The 21,559-nt window shown below is 62.5% G+C and carries 9 protein-coding genes and 1 pseudogene; all 10 read left to right on the forward strand.

All coding sequences use genetic code 11. The features are described 5' to 3' along the window. Positions 1-17 precede the first annotated feature (17 nt). A pseudogene (locus KBZ33_RS03965) lies at positions 18-206 on the forward strand (crossover junction endodeoxyribonuclease RuvC); the annotation flags it as partial. A 273-nt stretch (positions 207-479) separates the two neighbouring features. After that, positions 480-977: a response regulator transcription factor gene (locus KBZ33_RS03970; RefSeq protein ID WP_254951142.1), complete on the forward strand. Its 498-nt coding sequence runs from the start codon at positions 480-482 to the stop codon at positions 975-977. Positions 978-987: 10 nt separating this feature from the next. After that, on the forward strand, positions 988-1,569 hold the full coding sequence (locus KBZ33_RS03975) for a TVP38/TMEM64 family protein (protein WP_254951079.1): 582 nt from the start codon (positions 988-990) through the stop codon (positions 1,567-1,569). Between the two features lie 200 nt (positions 1,570-1,769). Continuing rightward, positions 1,770-17,909: an S-layer family protein gene (locus tag KBZ33_RS03980; RefSeq protein WP_254951077.1), complete on the forward strand. Its 16,140-nt coding sequence runs from the start codon at positions 1,770-1,772 to the stop codon at positions 17,907-17,909. Between the two features lie 15 nt (positions 17,910-17,924). Then, positions 17,925-18,407 carry a crossover junction endodeoxyribonuclease RuvC gene (gene ruvC, locus KBZ33_RS03985; RefSeq protein WP_254951075.1) on the forward strand — a complete coding sequence of 161 codons (483 nt, stop codon included), beginning with the start codon at positions 17,925-17,927 and terminating at the stop codon, positions 18,405-18,407. Further along, positions 18,404-19,024, forward strand: a complete 621-nt coding sequence (locus KBZ33_RS03990; RefSeq protein WP_254951073.1) for a 5-formyltetrahydrofolate cyclo-ligase — start codon at positions 18,404-18,406, stop codon at positions 19,022-19,024. The genes ruvC and KBZ33_RS03990 overlap by 4 nt, the downstream gene beginning before the upstream one ends. Before the next feature lie 60 nt (positions 19,025-19,084). Beyond that, the gene (locus KBZ33_RS03995; protein WP_255011551.1) at positions 19,085-19,270 is read left to right on the forward strand and encodes a hypothetical protein; all 186 of its coding nucleotides are present in this window, start codon (positions 19,085-19,087) and stop codon (positions 19,268-19,270) included. Positions 19,271-19,277: 7 nt separating this feature from the next. Continuing rightward, positions 19,278-19,751 (forward strand): hypothetical protein, encoded by a 474-nt coding sequence (locus KBZ33_RS04000; protein WP_254951070.1) that lies wholly within the window; start codon positions 19,278-19,280, stop codon positions 19,749-19,751. A 17-nt stretch (positions 19,752-19,768) separates the two neighbouring features. Further along, the gene (locus KBZ33_RS04005; protein WP_254951068.1) at positions 19,769-20,188 is read left to right on the forward strand and encodes a SufE family protein; all 420 of its coding nucleotides are present in this window, start codon (positions 19,769-19,771) and stop codon (positions 20,186-20,188) included. 33 nt (positions 20,189-20,221) lie between these two features. Then, on the forward strand, positions 20,222-21,538 hold the full coding sequence (locus KBZ33_RS04010; protein ID WP_254951066.1) for a homoserine dehydrogenase: 1,317 nt from the start codon (positions 20,222-20,224) through the stop codon (positions 21,536-21,538). The last annotated feature ends 21 nt before the right edge of the window (positions 21,539-21,559 follow it).

Raw genomic sequence — 21,559 nt, forward strand, 5'->3', positions numbered from 1 at the left:
TCGCCATCGATCCCGGCCTGGCCCGCGTGGGTGAGCGGGTGGTGGAGTTTACGCCAATGCAGATCAAGCAGGCCCTCACCGGCCACGGCCATGCCGACAAGGACGACATGCTGGCCGCGGTGATGCGCGAACTGAACCTGGACAGCCCACCGCGGCCCGATGATGCTGCCGAAGCCCTAGCTGCGGCCCTCACCGGCTGGTGCCAGGGCGGCTCCGCCAAAAGCCCCCCGCTTTACACCGCTCCTCACCCAGCCGTGCCTCGCTTCGACCCGCTGGATCCAGGTTTCCGCGCCCGCCGCGAAGCGGTCGATGCGCTGTTCAAGCCCTGGACGCTGATCGGCGCGTCAGGCTCCCATCTGGAAGCGCAGCTGATGACGCGCGCGGCCATCACCGCTCAGTTGGATCGCATGCTCGGTAGCTGCGTCACCCCTGCGGAGGTGATGGATCTGGTCGAGAGCCGCAAGGAGCGTTGCCTGCTGATGCTGGTGGATTCGATCGCGCCCGACCATGGCGAGGCGCTGATCAACCAACTGCGCGTCCTGCCGCGCCCTCCGGCGGTGGTGCTGCTGCTCGAAAGCACGGCGTGGCTGCAGGTGAATGCCTACCCACTGGATCGCGTCGACGCCGTGGTCAAAACGCAGAGCTTCGGCAGTGGCGTGTTGATCGAAGCTCTCACGGCAGTGAACCGGGGGCATCGCTACGTGGACCCAGCCCTGCTCTGCGCCCTCAAGGCCAACAGCCGCGGCAACCAGCCCCAGCTCACCCCAAGGGAGCAGCAAACCCTGGAGGAACTGGCCCAGGGCCTGACGAACCGGGAGATTGCGCAGCGCCTGGGCATCGCCGAAACCACCACCCGCGAATACACCCGCTCGGTGCTGCAGAAGTTGAATGCGCGCAATCGCACCATGGCGGTGGGCGCTGCGATGAAGCTGGGCCTGTTGTTGCAGCACAGCAGGCAAGACGGGGCTGGCCGATGAAGCTGCCCTGATGCCAGAAATCAACCCCTGGCTGTATCTGCTGCTGCTGAGCGCCGCCGTGGGGCTGGGTTTGCCGGCCGGTGCCCTCGTTGTTGGCGCTGGAGCCCTGTTTGGGCCCGGGCTGGGGCTGCTCACCGTGCTGAGCGGCGAAGCCATGGGCCTGCTGCTCAACTGGCGGCTGTGCCGTGGGCTGCTGCGGCCAAAAATGGAGCGCTGGCTGGCCCGAACGCCCAAAGCCAGGCGGCTGGAGCCGCTGATGACGCAACCGGCCGGGTTGAAACTGCTGCTGCTGCTGCGGCTGGCGCTGATCCCGATGAATCTGGTGAATGCCGGCTGTGCCCTGGGGCCCACCCGGCTGCAGCCCTATGCCCTGGCCTCGTTGGCCCTGATCCCACGCTTTGCCCTGATGGTGCTGGCAGGGGCCACTGGGGCTGAATCGCTACGGGGAAACCTGAGCCCACTGTCGTTGACGGGCCGCTGGGTGGCTGTGGCTGCCAGCGCAGCGGTGCTACTGCGCCTGGCCAGGCGGCTGCAGTTCGGCGAGAACCGGAACACCACAGAAACCAGGCAGCAGGAGGAACGCCTCCCCTAGGCAGGGCGCTGAAAGAGCTTGATGCCACTGCGTTTCAACCAGGGTTGAGTCTCCCATCAGAGCCTTGAGCGGCCAGAGGCAGAACGGCATCCCCCCCATTCGGTGGGTACACAGGACAGACATCAACCATCACCATGGATGCACGAACGCAGCAGGCCGACGCGCCCTTGCTGCAAACCCCTCCCTAGCCGAGCACCGTCTTGCCCTACGCCAGCAGCATCCAGGTCGTCAACGACGCCAACGGAACCGCCTATGCCTTCCTGGCAGACAACGGGCTCATCTGGCAGTGCCAGTGGAATGGAGCGGCCCAGCGCTGGGACAAGGGCCAGGCGGTGCCGGGTGCGGTGGGTGGTGAGAAGCTGCAGGCGCTGGCTCTGGACAACCTCTGGCCCACCGAAAGCGGCGGCAGCAGCGGCAATGCCACAACGGGCAACAACCCGGGGATCGTGCTGGCCTACCGGGTGGGGGAGGGCAGCAGCGCCGAGATCGTCGCGAGCCTCGGCCAGTGGGGCAGTGATGGACAGCTGGGCTGGTCGGCGCCGGTGCAGCTCACCGACGATCAGGTGGAGGAGCAGGCCTTCTCGCTGACGCAGGGCACGGGTGGCGGCTTCTCGCTGGTGGTGCAGAAGCAGCAGGCCGCCACTCCGGTGAATGCCCTGCTCGACAAGTTGGCGAACACCCCGTCCGATCGGCTCGAGGCGGAGCTGAAGGCGGCTGCCAGCGGCGAGCGGCCGGACAGCGATCTGTATGCCACGCAGTTCGCGATCGCTGCCGATCCCAGCGGCGGGCTTCAGCTCAACGACCTCTCAGGCGGCACCCCTAAAGCCCTCAGCGCAATTCTGCCTCCGTCCGCGACTGCCAGCTCTCCGCCGGCTTTCTCGGGCAACACCCAGCTGTCGCGGCAGCAGCTGATCACCCAGCCGGTGCAGGAGACGCAGTCCCTGTCGGCCGGTCCGATGCTGATGCTGCAGAGCAGTGAGCCCACAAGCCCAGCCGGTGTGAGCTGGAAGTGGCAGGGAGGCCCAGGCAAACAGCTGAGCAGCGCCAATGGCGGCTCCCTGCGGATTGGCTTCCTGGTGGGTCAGAACCTGCTGCGTTGGCAACTCCCGAATCAGAAGTCACTACTGAGCCTGGAGGAGGATCCGCTCGACAATATCACCAGCGAATACACACGGAGTTCGGGGAGTGTTTTCAGCCATTCCAACAGTTCATTCCTGACGGATTCAGGTGCTGATTTTGGCAGCTTTATTGCTGATGATGCATCCGGCTTTGAAAGCTTCGTCAATGAGTCGAGGGGCACGTTCGCGGAGATCCTGAATCCACCACCTTCTGAGCTTGCCGATGACATTGCCACGTTTACAAGGCCAAGGGCATCCAGCTTGGCCTCGGTTGGATTGGCCCCAATGGCATCAGGCATCTCGCTGTTTGGGTACAGAGGTTCAGACCAGAACCCGGTCCATGTTCATCCCCTGTTGAGGGGTGTGATCGGCCTGGCCAATGTTGGCCGCGGCGGCCCCACGGTGTTGAGTGCAGCCAAGTTTATGATTGATGTCGGAAACAACGATCGAAGTAAGATCTTTAAGGACGGATTGCGGAGCCGGGGAAATGGTGAGACTGGGTGGACCAAGGTCAGATCAGGGTTCGCCGTCGGCGGTGGTGGGGATCTGCAGACGATCTATCAATATCAAGGCAAGGGCAAGCCATATCTGGTGAGCCTCCAGTCCGAAGAGTCGATCGGGGCTGATTTTGAGTCTACGAGCTTGAGATTCAGCGACACTGGCGGTAGCCTGATGGGCAACTCCGCCGTCAGTAGTGGTTGGCTGTTCGAGCAGACTCTCACCAGCGCAGAGGGAGGGCGGTTGCCCAGCTGGCTGGCTGATCTGGGCTATGCGGGTGGAGCTGCGGCTGATCTGGAAAAGACCGCTTTAGGTGGCGCTATGGCGTTAGGTAAAGGTTATGCAGGGAAGGGGCTGAATAGTTACTCCGGAGGGGTGGGTGGGGCATACGCAAACAAATGGCAACGAAATCTGCAAGGGATCAACGCCGGTGTGGGCAGTGCTCTGGCCGCCTTGGGGCCTGCCACCGCCATCACCGCCGCAGTTCGTGGCGGTCTGGGGACGGATTCGGAGCTGACGCATGGCTCCGGTTTGAATCTATTCGCGCGCCTGACCGGGCGCTGGCTGTATAAATCCGTCCTGGGCCTGCAGTTCACGGTCGCCAATAAGCTCGTCAAGTTTCTGGCTGGTGAAGAAAAGGGTGTCGGTACGGATAATTTCTACGCCAGTTTGGGGCTGGCCCTGCCTCTGGGGGGCTCCGTCCCCCTGCTGAGTTATTCCCTCAGCAAGAGCTGGGGGGGGGATGAGTCGCATCAGTCGTCTGACAACACGCCACAGGCGCTCGCGGCGAACTCCTCCGGAATCACCGGCACCACGACCAGCACAGACAACCCATCAGGGGCCTACATCAGTGCCACCAGTGGTGAAGCCTACCCCTTCCTCTATGCACCGCAGTCCGGCAGCAACTCTTATTTTTCAGCCGCCACATCCACAGCGCAGAACAACGTGGCGCTGCTGGGTGGCCAGGCGACCACATTGCAGCTGCTCACGCTTCAACCGACAGCCATCGGTGCGATCAACCCAGCCAATACGGCCGGCAGTAATGCGCTCAGTCTCTACAATCCTGGCTCCGGTCTGAATGACGGTAGTTATGCCAATGTGCCGATCCTGGGTGTCACTGCCGATGGCGATCTCCAGACGGCGGCCAAGACCAGTTTCACGGTTCAGGGTGGCAGCATCCAGGCCAGCAGTTTTCAGATCGTTTCTGGCGGCTCCTATCTGGCGCTTCCTGAAACACAGCCGAACAGTGGCACCTATGCGCTGGTGCTCGATGTGTACTCCACCGGCATCGCCACGCCTCCGGACCCTAGCGGCAATCTGGGCAACATCTTTGCCTATCTGCCCCTGATCACGCTGGCGTCGAACAGCACCAATCCGCCCCCGCTGCAGATCCAGGATATTCAGCGGGTCTCCAATGTGTCTGTTAACCCCGCAGATCCGCCCGCCAACCTGCTCTATCCCCAATACGATCCGACCACCCAAGAGACCACCGCGCCGAGCGCCACTCAGAACAGTCTCTACACCTATAACAATGTGCCGGTGCAGCTGTTCAGCAGCACCTCGAGTACAACTGCGATCCCCCTTCTCAATCCCGGTGCCACAAGCGCCGATCCAGCCAATTCGGTCACCGCCACCGTTACCCTCAGTGGTGGTGTGATCCAGCGGGTCGCCCTTGATCAACCGTTATTGGTCGCGAATGGAGCCATCGACACAGCCACGTCGCTGCGGCTGAGCTTGCCCGATGCGGTCGTCAGCAGCCTGCCCAAGGGCAGCCTGCCGCCCAGTTTCTCAGTAGTGCCGGAAGCGCTGGGCTTCAACAATGTCGTGGCTGATGAGCAGTTCAGCGCCCAGCCTGATGTGGCCAATGCCGGTGTGTTTCTTGCCTCGGGCATCAGCGATGCGTTGCCCCTGACGGGCGCGATGGCGGCCTGGCCGGTCCAGAATCGTGTCACCTATGTCACCACCAACGGCTCAGGTCAATCCAATGTGGTGTATCTGAATGGCAGGGTGAAAGATGCCCAGGCCCCAACTGGATATGCCACAAAGCTGGTGGTGGAGCCCGATGACTTGTCGCTGCTTGCCCTGTATAAAGATACTTCCGGCAATGATCTTCCCGTCTTCAGTGCCGCCAGCACGCCGACTGCGATCACCATCGAAGGGCCTGCTACGAGCAAATTTGGTGGTGACACCTTTGTGGCTTGGGTGGAGGCTGCTGATCCGGTGATCCCCGCGACGATGAGCGGCAATGGGGCTGCCAACTTCCAGAATTTCATGGATGCCCTGTATGGCAATCAGCAGATTAATTACCGTATCAATGCCGCTGGGACAACCGGCTGGGAGGGGCCTGCTAATCTGTCCTCCCTGTATAAGCCTGAGAACGCGGTAATCCGTCATCTTCAGGCATTCAATGTGCCGAAGGCTAGCGCCTCAGGTGGCCTGGCCACATTGCTGGTGTGGACGGAGACCTCCCTTGATGCCATCAAGGACAGCGGCTTCGAGGGTTGGATTGAAGGCACCAAGCTCACCGTCACCACTCCAGGCGTTTCGCTGTCCGTTGGTGATCTGGTCAGCGGTATCGGCGTGGGCGAGCCCGCCAGCATCAAGGCTGTCAACAGTGACGGCACCTACAACCTCGGCCGAAGCCTGATGCTCGGGTCGGCTGAGAGTTCGGTGATCCTGAGGGCGATCGAACCTCTCCCCACGGTGATCAAGGCAGGTTGGATCAATCCCAATGCCTCAAACTTTGGATGGAATTCTCTGCTCACTGATGCCAGTGGCAATTCCTCGATCCAGACCATCCCCTGGGATCAGGATGCTGATGTGGGTCTGACGATCGAAGACATCTCCATCGCCTCCAAGCTCTTGCTGCAGGCTGATGGCAGCATCGCCAAGAGTCCGCTGATCACCTGGAGCCAGGAGGTGCGCACCCCCTACCGCCAGAGCGTTCTCAATGATCAGCCCAATCTCTATCTGCAGTTCGGTGAGCTGCAGAGCGGCATCAGCGATATCAACATCGGCTCGGTCAATTCGACCTACACCAGCACCTTTGCCTCCGACACCGGCCTGAATTTCACGATTGCCGGCGCCCTGCCCAAATCCCAGGCCACCGCCGTGCAGAACGTCGATGGAACCGGCGTGCTGAGTACAGGGCTGGGCTCCACATTCGCCTCCATTCGTCAGATCGCCAGCAACATTCCGGCCAGCAGCCTGGCCGCCGGCAGCGCCATCGCCCGTTTCACCGGGGCGATCAGCGGCGACACCCTCACCGTCAGCGCGCTCCCGGCCGGGCGGCTGGGGGTGGGTGATCTGCTGGCGGGCCCGGGGGTTCTTGCCGGCACCACGATCCAGTTCGTCGGGTCGGTCGATCAGACCACCGGACTGGGCACCTACAGGATCAGTCAGCGCCAGAGCCTTGCCGTGACTGACCTGCAGGCCATCGAGGCGTCCAGCCAGCTCCCCCTGAGCAGCTTCACCGGCAGCATCTCTGGCAGCACCCTCAGCGTCAGCGACATCAGCCAGGGCGACCTGGCTGTGGGTGATCTGATCACCGGTCCGGGGATCCCGGGCGGTACCACGATCATCGCCGTCAATACCTTCGATCTCGACAACGGCACCGGCAGCTTTCTGCTCAACAAGAGCTTCAGCGAAGCCGTCGCCAGCTCGGCGCTGGTGGCCAGCCCCGGCGTCCCCAGCAATCCCTACACAATCGAGTTCTGGGCCCAGCTGAGCGACAGCACGTTCGACAACCCCAACGGTGCCGGCCTGGTGGCGCTGGGGCAGCCCTCCGATGCGGCTGTCGGCGCGCCCGAGCTGCCGGAAGGCTGGTTGCTGAACGCCAGTTTCGTGGTGGATCGTGTCTCCTATCAGCAGGCCGCAGCCAGTGGCTTGATCAGCTCCATTCCCACCAGTATCAGCGATCCCGGCGAGACGCTCTATGGCTGGGAGTGGGGTGTGGTAGCCACCGGCGCTAACACCACCGCCATGGATGGAAATGGCGGCAGCAATCTCTACAACAATGCTCTGCTGCTCAATAATCTGGTCAGTGGCTCAACGCTTGCTGGTGTCACCCAGTTCCTGGCCAATTATGGCCTCACCCCTGAGGATCTGAGCGGCATCGATAACAGCGATGCTGCCACCATCGCCAGTGTGCCGACCACCCAGCTGGAATTCAGCAACGCCATCGACAGCAGCACCGGCCTGCCCAATTCCAGCCTCAATACCATTGCTGTTGACACCAGCACAGCGCTGTTGAACGAGGGGCTGGTCACCGCCTCAGGCGGCATCAGCTCCGAGCTCTCGGCCATGTTCACGGCGCTCTGGGACTTTCAGCAGGCGACAGGCGAGGCCAAGGTCAACTTCTCCCTGGCTCCCGACAGCCCCAATGTCACCACCCCCAGCTCCGGAGCCTTGCCCAGCGGGTTAAGCACCGAGAGCTACTCCGGCTATCAGCTCAGCTTCGCCCTGGCCCGTGGCACCGCCATCTCGGTGAATGGATCCGGCCAGCTGGTGTTTGATGTCGGTCAGGGAACGTCGATCACCTCTGAGGCCAGTGGCACGGTGCCCGCCGATCTGCGAGATGGGAACTGGCATTACATCGTGGCCTCCTTCCTGCCCACCTTTCAGACCTACGACGCAGACGGTGTCACCGTCCAGCTGCCCACCAACATCGGCACGGCTTCGCTGTATGTGGATAACCAGTTGGTGGCCAGCAACACGAATGTCTTCAATCCTTATCCGCTGATCAACCTCAACGATCAGGCCCAGCTGCTGGCCAATAATGCCAAAGGCGCCATTGATCAACTGGCGTTCTACGACAAGGCCCTCAGTAGCGCGGCCTTCAGTCCCAACTTGTCAGGCGACTGGCCCACGCCCAATGCGCAGGATGCCCTCGGACTGCTCGCCAGCCTGGGCTACGACATCGCCACCAAGACGCCTGATCCGGGCGCGATTCCGGGAGCGGTCTCCAAGCACTGGGAGGCCCGCAATGTGAACCCCAACGCTGCGGCGCAGGCCACTTACACCAGCAGCTTCGACGCCAGCACGAACAGCTGGTCGCAGGCCAGCAGCCTCAATGCGCTGCTGCAGGTGGATCCCAGCCTCCCCAGCTACAGCAGCGGTGGATCGCTCCAGGATGGGCTGGTGATCGCCGTTCCCACGGCCAGCTGGACCAGCAGCGGTTGGCAGGAAACCACAAGCAGCAGCACCAAGACGGATGGTTTCTTTAATCCAGCCAACCAGGAACTCACCGGCGTCACCGTCACCCTGAAGAATCTCACCGATACCACTGAGGCAAGCGTCACGATTGCGCTGACCCCAGATCAGGTGCTGATCGGTAACCAGAGCCTGCAGTCGCTGCAGCCCATGGCCAGCGATGCCGACTTCAACTACACGGTGCTCAGCAATACCCCCGCTTTCAGCCTGGTGATCCCCAAGGATCAGCTGCCAGCAGACAAAGACGACAGGCTCAAGGATCAGTACAGCGCCACCTATTCCTTCAACTTCGTTGAAGGCTCCAACACGGTCACTGTGGGCACGACCGCCGCCGTCGACGTCAACACCTCTGCCAGCAGCCTCGCTGCCATGCAGGCAACCGGCGTGGTCAGCGCCAAAACCCTCACTCGTCTGCAGGACAACAACAAGGCCATCGCCACAGCGCAGGTGATCGAGCAGGCGCCGCTGCAGCTCAAGTATGTCGACAGCGGCGTGGTGCTCAAGAGCGCTGAAACCGCCGCAGGTGCCAACAATCCTGCCGATTTCACTCCCGCCGACAGCTTCGGGCAGTCGCAGGTGTTCGGCTCGTTCAATGACAGCAGCGGCAACACCAATGGCTGGCTGGCGATCGCCCAGCCCTTCTCAACCAATGCCCTCAGCGATCCCGCTGGTCGCGTCTGGATCAATTACACCGGTCAGTCCAAGAGCGGAACACCGAGCACCACCACGGCCCAGGCACCCACCACCTGGCTCAATGCCCTGGCCAACAGCAACTTCTCTCCCGCAACCCCCAATCTGCCCCTGCTCGGCGATGCCAACAATCCCAGCAGCAGCGGTGGTCTGCTGATCAAGGCCGACCCGACCGCCGGCTGGGGCCAGAACTTCGGCCAGACGATGCTGGTGGCCGATGTCAATCAGGATGGCATCAGTGACCTGATCATCGCCGCACCGCAGGCCAATGGCGGTGGTCGTGTGGTGATCGTCGACGGTCAATGGATCAAGACCACCCTCACCAGCAGCGGTGGAGCCACGACGCTTGATCTGTCCAACCCCAGCGGTGTGGGTTCCTATGTCACCGTGCTCACGCCGGCTGATCCCGCCAGCAGCGACGACCAAATCAGCGTGGCGAACTTCGGTTCGGCGTTGGCGTTTGATGGCACCACGCTGTGGATTGGTGCGCCCAACTATCTCAGGCAGGTGGGTGCTGACGGCACCGATTCGCTGCAATCGCTGGTGCCGATCGGTGCCCTCTATCGCTACAGCACCAGTGCCACCAACCCCAATGGCTGGGATACCGGCACCGCTCCAGCTCTGGCCAACCCGATCCTGGGATCGGCAGGCACCACCATCACCAACAACGCCAGCGGTGCCGAGACCACTGCGTACTGGGGCAGCCAGTTCGGCACCGCCATCGCCGTGAACAGCAGTGGTGGCATCGCTGTTTCGGCTCCCGGCGTGCAGGCCTCACTGCTGTACAGCGGCACTCAGGCCGTTCAGGAGTCGGCCAATGGCAAGAAGAATCCGAGTGATCCCTATGGCGATGGCGCGCTGGTGAGGATTCAGCTGCCCTCCAGCAGCAACAACAACAGCGTCTCCAGCACGCAGGGTGTCAACAACCCCGGCCTGATCGACGTCGGCAGCCAGAGCGGTGCTCTGTCGTCGAAAGAGTCCACCTACATGCAGAACCTCAGGGCTCTGCAGCAGGACCCCATCGTTGGGGCGACCTATGCCAACAACCAGGCGATTCAGACCGGAGAGGTCGGCGCTGTCTATCTGTTTGGCAGCAGCGCTGATCTGACGGCTCTCACCACTGCGGTCACGCCTGAAGCCGTGGCCGCTGCCAGCAAGGGAGGCGCCACCTTCTATGGAGCCCTGCCCTGGAACACCCTGGGGGCCTCAGGGTTTGGATCCAGCCTGAGCTTCGGCGACTTCAACAACACCAACAGCAATTCGATTCTGGCGATCGGAGCTCCCCAGACCGGCGGCTCTGGAGCGTTGTATCTGGTGGACACCAGCCAAGAATTCATCAACGCAACTGCAAGCCAGCCCAGCTGGATCAAGTCCATCAATCTGGCGCAGGGTAACCAATACCTGGCCCACCTAGCGAGTGGCCTCACCCTCTATGGGGCAGACAGCGCTGACAACTTTGGCAATGGCCTCGTCGACCTTGGCGATGTCAATGACGATGGCTACAGCGACCTGTTGATTCAGGCCTACAACGCCTCCTCCGGCGCTGGTAATGGTTATGTCTTGTTCGGCAACGATCAGATCTTCCCCGCCAGCAGCGCTGGGCCCAATCCTGCCAGTGGCAGTGTGGCCTCCGGATCGATCGGTCAGCTGAACAGAGCTGATGGCAAGCCACTGAACATCGCCATCCTCACTGAGCTCGGCTATGGCAACATCGGTTACACAGGGCAGGGTACTTTTAGTGGTGGTGACATCAACGGAAATGGCATCAACGATATCCCCCTGGGCTCCGGTCCAAACGGCAATGCCTATCTGACCTGGGGGCAGCCCTACCTCGAAGCGATCGATAATCTGCAGCTCAGCAAGCTCACCAGCGACAGCGGCTTTCTGCTCGATGGTTTGGCGAGCACCAACCAGGGATCGTTGCGTTCGATCGGTGATTTCAATGGCGATGGCTATGACGACTTCATCTCCATCCGTCCTGGTAATGCACTCACCAACGTGCGGATTGAGCTGGGTGCTAATACCCAGGAGATCCTCGCTGATGCTCCCTACAACTTCTACACCTTCACAGTTGCCAATGGCACCCAGGTGCTGCCTGGGGGTGACATCAATGGCGACGGGATGGACGACATCGTGCTATTCCTCGAACAGAACTTGAGCAGCGCGGCCGATGGCAACAGTGGCGCCGGCAGCACCACAGGGATTCTCTATGGGCGAAGCTCCATCGACCTGCCGCTGGGCGCGGGCTTTGGTTTCATCGCTCCGGTGGATCCCACCACCAGTGCGCCTTTGGCACCTCTGCCCGGGCTGGCGGTGGAGAAAAGCGCTGGCGAGGTGGGCCTCACCGATGCCACTGCCAGTGTGATCGCTGTGGGCAACATCCTCTATGCGGCGGTCAAGGGCAAAGGGGACAACACCCTCTGGTTCACCCAGAGCCGCGACGGCGGCAACACCTGGAACAATTGGACAGAGCTGGGCACGGTCAACAGTGGCTTTGCTACCAGCACCGGCCCCTCCCTGGCCTTCTTTGAGAACAAGCTCTATCTGGGCTTCCTCAATCTCTCCGGCACGCTGTCGCTGTCGAGCTGGGATCCCGCCAGCAATAACCTTGCCGCCTGGAGTGCTCCCACAGCACTGAGCGATTCTTCCAATGCCGCGGCAGTGTTCAGCAGCGCCTACGGGCCTCAGTTGCTGGATCGCGGCGATGTCCTCGGCATGGTCTGGGTCGACGCGGCAAGCGGCACGCTCAAGTCCTCCGGCTCCTCCATGCCTGACGGGAAGGCTGGCAGCTGGACGTCGCCTACCACGGTGCTGCAGCGCCTTGAGGCCAACGACGGCGCCAGCTTCGTCGCGATCAGCGCCACGGCGGCTCCCACCGCCACCTGGCTGGGCGGGGTGCCGGTGCTGGCCGTCAACGACAACGGCAGAATCAATGTCTATGCCGGTGTGCAGAGCGGCTCCAGTCTGCAGCTCACCTCCAGCTTCACGGCTCCCAGCGGTGGGCCGGCAATCAGTTCGGCGCCGGTGCTCACCAGCACCCCCACTGGCCTGGCGCTCACCTACACCAACGCCAATGGATCGATCAGCCTCAATCGGCTGTCATTCGTCGCAGATGACGGCACGCCGTTGCCCGGTGTGCAGTTCAATGCGGATGGCAGCATCAACACCAGCAACGCCGATCTGCAGTGGCAGAGCACCGTGCTCAACGAGGGCAACAGTGGGCTGAGTACATCTCTGGCCAGCACCCCTGTGAGCGTCAACGGCAACCTGCTGCTGACCAATATCCGCAACAGCTCCAGTCAGGATGACCAGATCTGGATCAACGCCGTTCCCAATCTCAGTGATGCGTCCAGCACCACCTGGTTGAACTCCACCATTCAGCTTCCGGACAGTAGTAGTGGCTGGAGCATCAGCCAGCAAACCGGCACGGTCAACATCGGCACGTTCACACCGCATTGGACGGGCGATAACGGTGGCCTTTCCCCCAGCGCTCCGGCATTTGCCGAACTGAACGGGGTTCTTTATGCCGCCGTGGTGGGTGATGACACCACGACAGACAGCAATGACGGGCTGCTCTTCTGGAACTCCAGCTCCGACGGCGGCCAAACCTGGAGCTCCTGGCAACAGGTGCCCAACTACGCCAGCAATCAAGCGCCTTCGTTGGCAGCCTTTGATGGCGCCATCTACATGGGCTACGTCGGCACCAATGCTGGTATTTTCATCGCCAGCTTGACCGATCCAAGCACGAATTCCTGGACCCAAGTGCAGGTCAATAATCAGGAGGGTCAATACATCGCTCTGACGAGTGAAAATGACGAGCTAGCTGCCTATTACGTGGGCACCGGCACCAAAGCCAACCTCTACCGCACTGCAACCTCGAATCCCACAAGCGGAAGCGGCTGGAGTAACAGCATGCTGATCCAATACGCAAATGGAGATCAGACAGCCTCAGGCAATCTCGCCGTTACCACCGTACCGGGATCAGGCTCAAACAGTGACACCACCTACATCGCCTATCAGGGTGGTACACCTTCGACTCCAAGCGATACCCTCTATCTCACCTACAGTTCCACTCAGTCCACGGGCAGTTCCAGCTCCTGGAACTTTGCTGAGTTAACGGCACAACCCACCACAGCCAACCGTGGCGGCGTGAGCCTTTCCAATAACAGCGCAGGGCTGCTGTTGGGTTATCCCGACAAGCTCAATGATGAGCTTGTTTATGTGGTTCAGCAAAGCGCCAACTCTGGCAGCACCTGGTCATCCTTCACCACTCTGGAGGCCCCAACAGGAAGCAGCCTGCCCAGCTCGGGCACCAATAACTCCTTCAGCCTGCTGGCATCGGCCAACAGCAATGCGGTGTTGGTGGGCGCGATCAACAACGGCACGGGTTACAACAACGCCATCAACACCACCATCGTCTCCGAGCTGCCGACCAGCACCAGCCTCAGCAGCTCCCAGACCCAGTCCACTCTCTCCGCTGTTGGCGATCTCAATGGCGATGGCTTTGCTGATCTGCTGGTGGCCGCCAACAACGTGGTCGTTAATCCGTCCAGTAGTTCGCCGACGCTCGCCACCGGACTGCGGCTGATCAGCGGCGCAGCCACGAGCAGCCAGATCCTCGACAACAACAATCCCAGCTCCAGCACGCAGAACGTGCAACTGGCGCCCTGGCAAGGCCTCAGCAACAGCACCCCAGTTGCCTCACTGAGTGGCAGTGGTCAGCTCACCGTCACCAGCACAGATTCCCAAAGCGGCCGCAGCCAATCCAACAGCGCCACTCTCTCCTCCACTGCTGCATTCACCGCCACAGCGGGGGATACAGCCACAGCCCAGCAGCTGTTCCAGCCCAACGCGGCCTTCACCATTGGCAAACCCACCGCTGGGATTCCCCTTGGTGAGCTCGCCCTGATCAGCACCGCCGGCTTCGGCGACCTCAATGGCGACGGCTACGAGGATTATCTCGACCCCACCTCCGCCACTGTCATCACAGGGGCCAACAGCCAGAGCTGGACCCTCTGGAGCATCCGTGCCGCCGGCGATGTCAACGGTAATGGCGTCGATGATGTGCTGCTCTCGCTCGCTCCGCAGGGACCGGCTTATGTTCCTACATCTGCTGGCAGCCCCACAGCTCTGCAATCCGTCCTGCTCGATGGATCCCTCTTCAAGATTGACACCGGCTCCACGACCTTCAGCCTCAACAATCTCCGCACCCCTCTAGACCCCTACAACAGGGGCGAGATCTACGACATCAGCAGCACTTCAACCAGTCAATATGTACCACTGCTGCAGAATTGGTTTGACCCCATCCTCAATTTTGAGCCAGGATCCCTGAAGTCGTCATCCATCACCAACAGTTTCAATCCCGCGGGTGCGATGTCCTACTCGCCTCCGTCGGTTGCAATCAGTCCGCAGAATGAGACCTATATATTCCTCTCTGGCGCCGACAATTTCAGTTCGAGCAAATCTAACAGCGGGCTCTGGATGGCCTATCAGCAAGATGGGATCTGGAGCCAGATGGAAATCAAAATAGGCCCCACCGCAACAGCCGTGGAAGCCAATGCCAGCTCTTTCTCGCCGAGTGCTGCTTTCTACGAGGGAAGCCTTTATGTTGCTTACAGTGACTACAATGGAAATATATGGATTGCTTACAGCAATGGCAACCCCGAGGAAGCCACTTCCTGGCAGCAATACCAGGTAAAAACATCGACCACCGAATCCACTGCTTCCTCACCAACCCTGATTGCAGAGCAAGGCAGGCTTGCGATGTATTTCCCCTCAAACAATGGCAAGAATCCGGAATATGTGCGCTACCTCTACAGCCATGATCCTGGCAATCAGGCCGGCAGCAATACCAACGGCAACTGGGGTGGCAGCCTTAACACGTCCACTGGGGTGTATTCGGGCATCAGTGGTCAAATGGACTTTCCACTTGCAGGTACTACCATTCCCGCCGGACCAACAGTTACATCTCCGATTGCTGCCACAACGTTCCAAGGGCGCACCGTACTGGCCTTCCGGGATTACAACGGCTCTGCTGGATATGGTCAAATCATATTGGCCACTCAAGACTATTCACAGACGACCGGTTCCGCTCCTAGCCCCACTGCGGGCTGGAATTTCTTCAACACTGGGATAAGTAACGTCAATGGTGTGGGGCTGACCAGTGATCAAGGTCTGCTTTATCTCACCGCAAGTGGCGACTACGCCGACTACACGCCCACTTCCACTCTATGGAGCCTGAGCCCCGCTGACTCCAACACGTGGAATACTCCAACCAGAACCAATGTAGGGGGCTCGCCATCACTCGTGAGTGAATTCACTTATGGGGTGATCAACCCATTTGTGCTCAATGGTGAACTCAAAGCAGCTTGGACGAATTCCAGTTTCGACATTCAGGTCTCCAATCTTGATGTCAGCGTGAATGTGCCCACGCAGCAATCCCTCGCCGGTTATTCCATCGATGGCAATATTGACGTCAATGGCGATGGCTTCACTGATATTCTTATTTCTGATCCCTCTGATCCAAGCGAGGGGGTTGACAACCAATACGTACTCTTTGGTGGCGACTATCTCAACATCGCCTCCCAGGTTGGAACCGCAGGTAATGACACCCTGATTGGTACGCCTCTCGCCGATGTAATCTATACGCTCAGTGGCGCTGATGAGGTGATCTCTAATGGCGGCGCCGATGTGATCTACACCGGCTCCGGTGATGATCAGATCTCGATCACAGACAACGCCTTTTTCCGCATCGATGCCGGCAGTGGTTTCGACAAGCTGCTACTTGAGGGGGGCGCCGGGCTGGACTACGACTTCTCTGAATATTTTGCTGGCACCAAGCTGCGCAACATCGAACTGATTAGCTCCGTTGACTACGGCAGCAACACCCTCAGCTTTGATGCGGCAACTGTCAACGCGATCAACCCCGATCGCGTTCTCTTCCTCACCCCCGATACCAGCGATATCATCGCTCTAAGTAGTGAGTTCCAGCGCAACCGCTTATTTGACACCAATTACGGCGGAGCCCTCTGGAACGCCTACGCCGCCGGTGAGCAGACCTCACCCACCAGCGATAGCCCCGCCCTGGTTTATGTGCTCAATCCAGAAGGTGCCACCAACGCGAACTGGCTCAGCACCAATGTCACTATCAACTCTGCAGCCCCCAGCAGCACCAGCCTCAGGGCCGCATTCGCGGCACCGCTGGGAGCAACGGATTCAAGTAGCGAATCATCCATCCCCACCACCTCAGCTGTGCACCAGAGCGTGAGCTTTGGCTCCACTCTCACCCTCACCAGTTACCGCACCAAGGCCTCCGACGGTGAGGCTCGCTTCTCCATCAGCAGCTCAGACACCTCAAAGCCCCGTGCGCTGCTCTACGCCATCTCGTCCGCCAACAGCTCCGCCGAACCTGGCCGGCACTACACAGCCATCGCTGGTGTGGCCGTTCTGGCCAAGGGCGAATCCAGCTTCGATATCACCGTTCCCATCAATAGCGAGGCCTTCTCGCAGTTGCGCAATGGCACCCTCTCGCTGCGGGTGGAAGAGATTACCTACAGCGATCAGATGGAATCCATTCATCTTCTGATCGAGCCAACTCCAGCCGCAGTTGGTGGCCTGCCACCTGTGCTTTCGGGACTCTCCCTCAGCCCCGATTCCAGCGGCCGTAGCGCCACCCTTGAGCTCCGAGCCGACACCAATGACGGCAGTGCCGATGCCCTCAACCTCAGCATCGCTAGACGGAACAGCGCCGACACCGTCGCCGTCAGCCAACGCCAACTCGTTTCAATCAACGACTTCAAGCCAGTTCCAGGCGACCTACCCCCCGCCTACAACCTGCAGAACCTGGATCACGATGGCCGCCCTAATCAACAGGTCCAGACCTCCCTGCTGCTCAACCTAAAACCCACGGGCAACGACCCCCTGGTCTCCCTGCTCGGGCCGGAGCTGAACTGGCAAAGCACCGTCCAGCTGCTCAATGGCAACCAGGTGCGCTTCCAGCAGGATGCACCGCTCACCAGCTGGCGCGCCGACAGTGGTGCGGGCCTAGTGACCTTTGGGCTGCAATCGGGCTCGAACAACCTCACCTTGATCAGCAATGCCCAGGGAGGGAGCGCCGGCAGCCTCAACTCCAACAACGCCAACGGGGCGACTAGCTGGCAGACCACCGAGGGCAAGGCCATCGGCAGCCGCTCAATCACAGACGGCCTAAACCTCAAAGGCAGCGACTGGACTCCCACCGCCAGCCTTGACGGCGTCTCCCTGGCCCTGCTCAACCTGGCTGTCGATGGCAACCAGGTCACCGCCACCTTCAGCGGTGGCGTCACGGGCGTGTTCTGGCAAGCCGACGGCAACGCACCCTCGCTCCTGCCTGTCCCAGTCGCCGTTGAGGTGCAGCGCCTGGCCGGCTTCAACAACAGCCTTGGGTTCTATACCGTGGATTCGATCACCGGTAGGGTCGACGGCCTCAATCCCGGCGATGAGGGTTATCTGCAGAAGGCCCTGGCCCGCTCCGAGGCGGAGGACCTGCTCATTGATGCCAGCAGCTTGCCCGCCTTCGGGGCTTCAGCCACCTTCAACGCCCTCCCGCTCGACACCCGCGAGCGCTATGGCGTACTGCTCCTCCAAAATGGCGATCGCTCCGTGATCTTCTCCTCCTTCGCCGCAGCCAACGAGGGTGGGACCACCCAGATGGTCAGCCTCAGCAACAGCGCCAACAGCCTGGTGCTGGGGATTGAGGACCTGTCGGTGGCGAAAGGGCTAGGCGACAGCGACTTCAACGATTTGATCGTCAAGATCCAGGGTGTCTCCTTAGGACTGTTCTGAGTAAACGGCCAGGCCATGATCATCCTCGGCATCGATCCCGGTCTGGCCCGCGTTGGCTATGGGGTGATCGATGTGGAGGGTCGCTCCGCCACAGGCGGCGGCCACCAGCGCCTGCTCGACTGCGGCATGATCCGCACCGAACCTGGCCGCAGCGACGGCGACCGCATGGTGGAGATCGCCCGCGATCTACGCGTGATCGTGCGCCGCTGGCGGCCCCAGCTGGCGGCGGTGGAGAAGTTTTTCTTCTACCGCTCCAGCACCACCATCGCCGTGGTCCAGGCCCGGGGGGTGGTGATGATGACCCTGGCCCGCTTCGCCATCCCGGTGGTGGAGTTCCCGCCGATGCAGATCAAGCTGGCGCTGGCGGGATCGGGCCACGCCGAAAAGGACGAGGTGCTGGCGGCGGTGATGCGGGAACTGGATCTGCAGATCCCCCCCCGTCCCGATGACGCCGCCGACGCCCTGGCGGTGGCCCTGACCGGGTGGTTCCAGCGGTGAGTGCAGCCGCCGCCGGTGGGGCCGCCAAGCAGGAGCTGCGTCGCCTGTTCCGCCGGCGGCGGAAGGAGAGCCTGCCGGGCGCCGCCGCCGGCATCCTGGCGACGGCGCAACGGCACCTGGCCGCCCTGCTGGCTGGGCGCGCTGGGGATCTCGGCCTCTACTGGCCCCTGGGCAGCGAGCCCGACCTGCGCCCCCTGGCCCAGGCCTGGAGCAGCCGGCTGGCCCTGCCGGCGGTGGCTGGCGCCGGCCTGGTGTACCGGGCCTGGGTTCCGGGCGATCCCCTGGCCGACGACGCCTGCGGCATTCCGGCGCCGGTCGCGCTGGTAACGGATCAGCGGCACGGCCAGGAGCGATCGCCGGGCGCCATGGCCCTGCTGCTGGTGCCCGCCCTGGCGGTGGCCCCCTGCGGCCTGCGGCTGGGCTCCGGCGGTGGCTGGTACGACCGGCTGCGGGCCGATCCGCTCTGGGCGGCGGTCCCGGCGCTGGCGGTGCTCCCCGCCGCCTGCGCAGCGGCGACCCTGCCCCGTGATCCCTGGGACATCCCCTTCGACGGCTGGATCGATGAATGGGACTGCCACCTCACCGCAGCGGGGCGGCAGAAGATTGCAAGCTCTTAACGAACGCCGTCCTCTCGAGCCAATGGCCGATTGGTTTGCCAGGATCGGCGCAGTGCATCCGTGCCGTCCTTGGATTTGATCCTCTCGTCGCTCCAGAACCGTCCCATGACGGCCGCCGAGCGGGTGATGACCTCCGAGTTTCAGACCCGTGGCGCCTCCAGCGACGCCCTCTCGATGATGGTCAGCTCGGTCGCGAGGATGGTTCAGGCGGGCAAAAGCAGCGATAGTCGCTGGAAATCCACCTGATTCACGGATGAAGCCCCTTCTCTTTTCCGGGCTGGTTGGCCTCGTCGGTCTTGGGCTGGCCCCCGCCCAGGTGAGGGCCCATGCCATCGAGAGCAGCCTGGAGCGGCTCACCAGCCTCACCGACTCCCTGCGCCTGGAGAGTCAGTTCTCCAGCGGCGAGCCGGCCGGCGATGCCGCCGTCCGCCTGGTCCCCCTCGATGGGGGCAGCCCGATTGAGCTGGGGCGCACCGACGCCGCTGGAACGATCGTCTTCACCCTGCCGCCCCAGGCCAGCCGCCAGTGGGAAGTGCAAGTGGATGCGGGCCCCGGCCACCGCGACTACCTCGAACTGCCCGAGGCCACGGCGACCCCTTCGTTGCCCGCACGGGTGAGCCGATCCCATCCCTACGCTCAAGCGGAGGGTTGGGCCTTCCTGCCTCCCCTCGGCGTGCTCGCCGTGGCCGGACTGGCCGGGATGCTGAGGCCGCGCCGTCCGTCCTAGTCCCCTCCTTGTCGTCCATGGCCACCGGCAGTCCCGCTCTCGACCGGATCGTCGAACGGCTGGGGAGCAGCAGCGACCCGCGCCGCCGTTACGAATACGTGCTGTGGCTGGCCAAGAAGCTGGAACCCTTCCCCGACGACCTGCGCCTGGACGCCTTCAAGGTCAAGGGGTGCGTCTCCCAGGTGTACGTGGTGGGCCACCTGGAGCAGGGAAAGCTCCACTGGCGCGGCGATTCCGATGCCCAGATCACCAAGGGGTTGCTGGCCCTGCTGATCGAGGGGCTGGAGGGCATGACCCCGGAGCAGGCCACCGCTCTCGACCCCGCCTTCATCGCCGCGACGGGCCTGCAGGCCAGCCTGACGCCCTCGCGGGCCAACGGTTTTCTCAACATCCTGCGCACCATGCAGGCCCAGGCCAGGCAGCTGCAGGCCGGTTGATTTCTAGGATGGTGGTTTGTGGGGTTGCAGCCCATGACCATCGGCATCGGCTTGCTCGGGCTGGGCACGGTGGGGAGCGGCGTGGCGGCGATCCTGGCCAGTCCCCAGGGCCGGCATCCCCTGGTCGGCGACCTGGTGCTCGAAAGGGTGGCCGTGCGCGACCTCCACCGCCCCCGCCCGCTGACCCTGCCGCCGGAGCGCCTCACCACCGACCCTGGGGCGGTCATCGACGATCCGAAGGTGGACATCGTCGTGGAGGTGATGGGGGGCCTGGAGCCGGCCCGCAGCCTGATCCTGCGCGCCATCGCCGCCGGCAAGCCCGTGGTCACGGCCAACAAGGCGGTGATCGCCCGCTACGGCCAGGAGATCGCCGCCGCCGCCGCCAGGCAGGGCGTTTACGTGCTGATCGAGGCCGCCGTGGGTGGCGGCATCCCGATCATCGAGCCGATCAAGCAGTCCCTGGGCGGCAATCGCATCCAGCGGGTCAGCGGCATCATCAACGGCACCACCAACTACATCCTCAGCCGCATGGCCGACGAGGGGGCCGCCTACGCCGAGGTGCTGGCCGATGCCCAGCGGCTGGGCTATGCCGAGGCCGATCCCGCCGCCGATGTGCAGGGGGGAGATGCGGCCGACAAGATCGCCATCCTGGCCGGGCTGGCCTACGGAGGGCCGGTGGAGCGGGCGGGCATCGCCACCGAAGGCATCGACCGGCTGGAGGCCCGCGATGTGGCCTATGCCGCCCAGCTCGGCTTCGTGGTGAAGCTGCTGGCGGTGGCCGAACGGGTCCAGGACGACGCCCAAGCCGGGCCACCGGACGGCGTTTGCCTCGACGTGCGCGTGCATCCCACCCTGCTGCCGAAGCACCACCCCCTGGCGGGGGTCCACGGCGTCAACAACGCCATCCTGGTGGAAGGCGATCCAGTCGGGCAGGTGATGTTCTTCGGCCCCGGCGCCGGGGCCGGTCCCACCGCCTCGGCGGTGGTGGCCGACATCCTCAACATCGCCGGGATCCGCCAGGTGGGCGGTCCCCAGGCCGGCCTGGATCCCCTGCTGGCCGCCAGCAGCTGGCGCCACTGCACCCTGGTCGACGGCTCCCTGAGCCGGCACCGCAACTACGTCCGCCTCAGTACCCGCGACGAGGCCGGCGTGATCGGCAGCCTCGGCACTTGCTTCGGCAACGCCCAGGTGTCGATCCAGTCGATCGTGCAGCTGGAGGCCAGGGAGGGGGAGGCGGAGATCGTCGTCATCACCCACGAGGTGAGGGAGGACCGATTCCGCGAGGCCCTGGCCGCGATCGAAGCCCTTGAGGGGGTGGAGAGGGTGGCCGCCTGCCTGCGGACCCTCTGAGCCGGAGCTGAACCGTCGCGC

This window comes from Cyanobium sp. Cruz-8D1 (assembly GCF_024345975.1).
Classification (GTDB): Bacteria; Cyanobacteriota; Cyanobacteriia; order PCC-6307; family Cyanobiaceae; genus Cyanobium.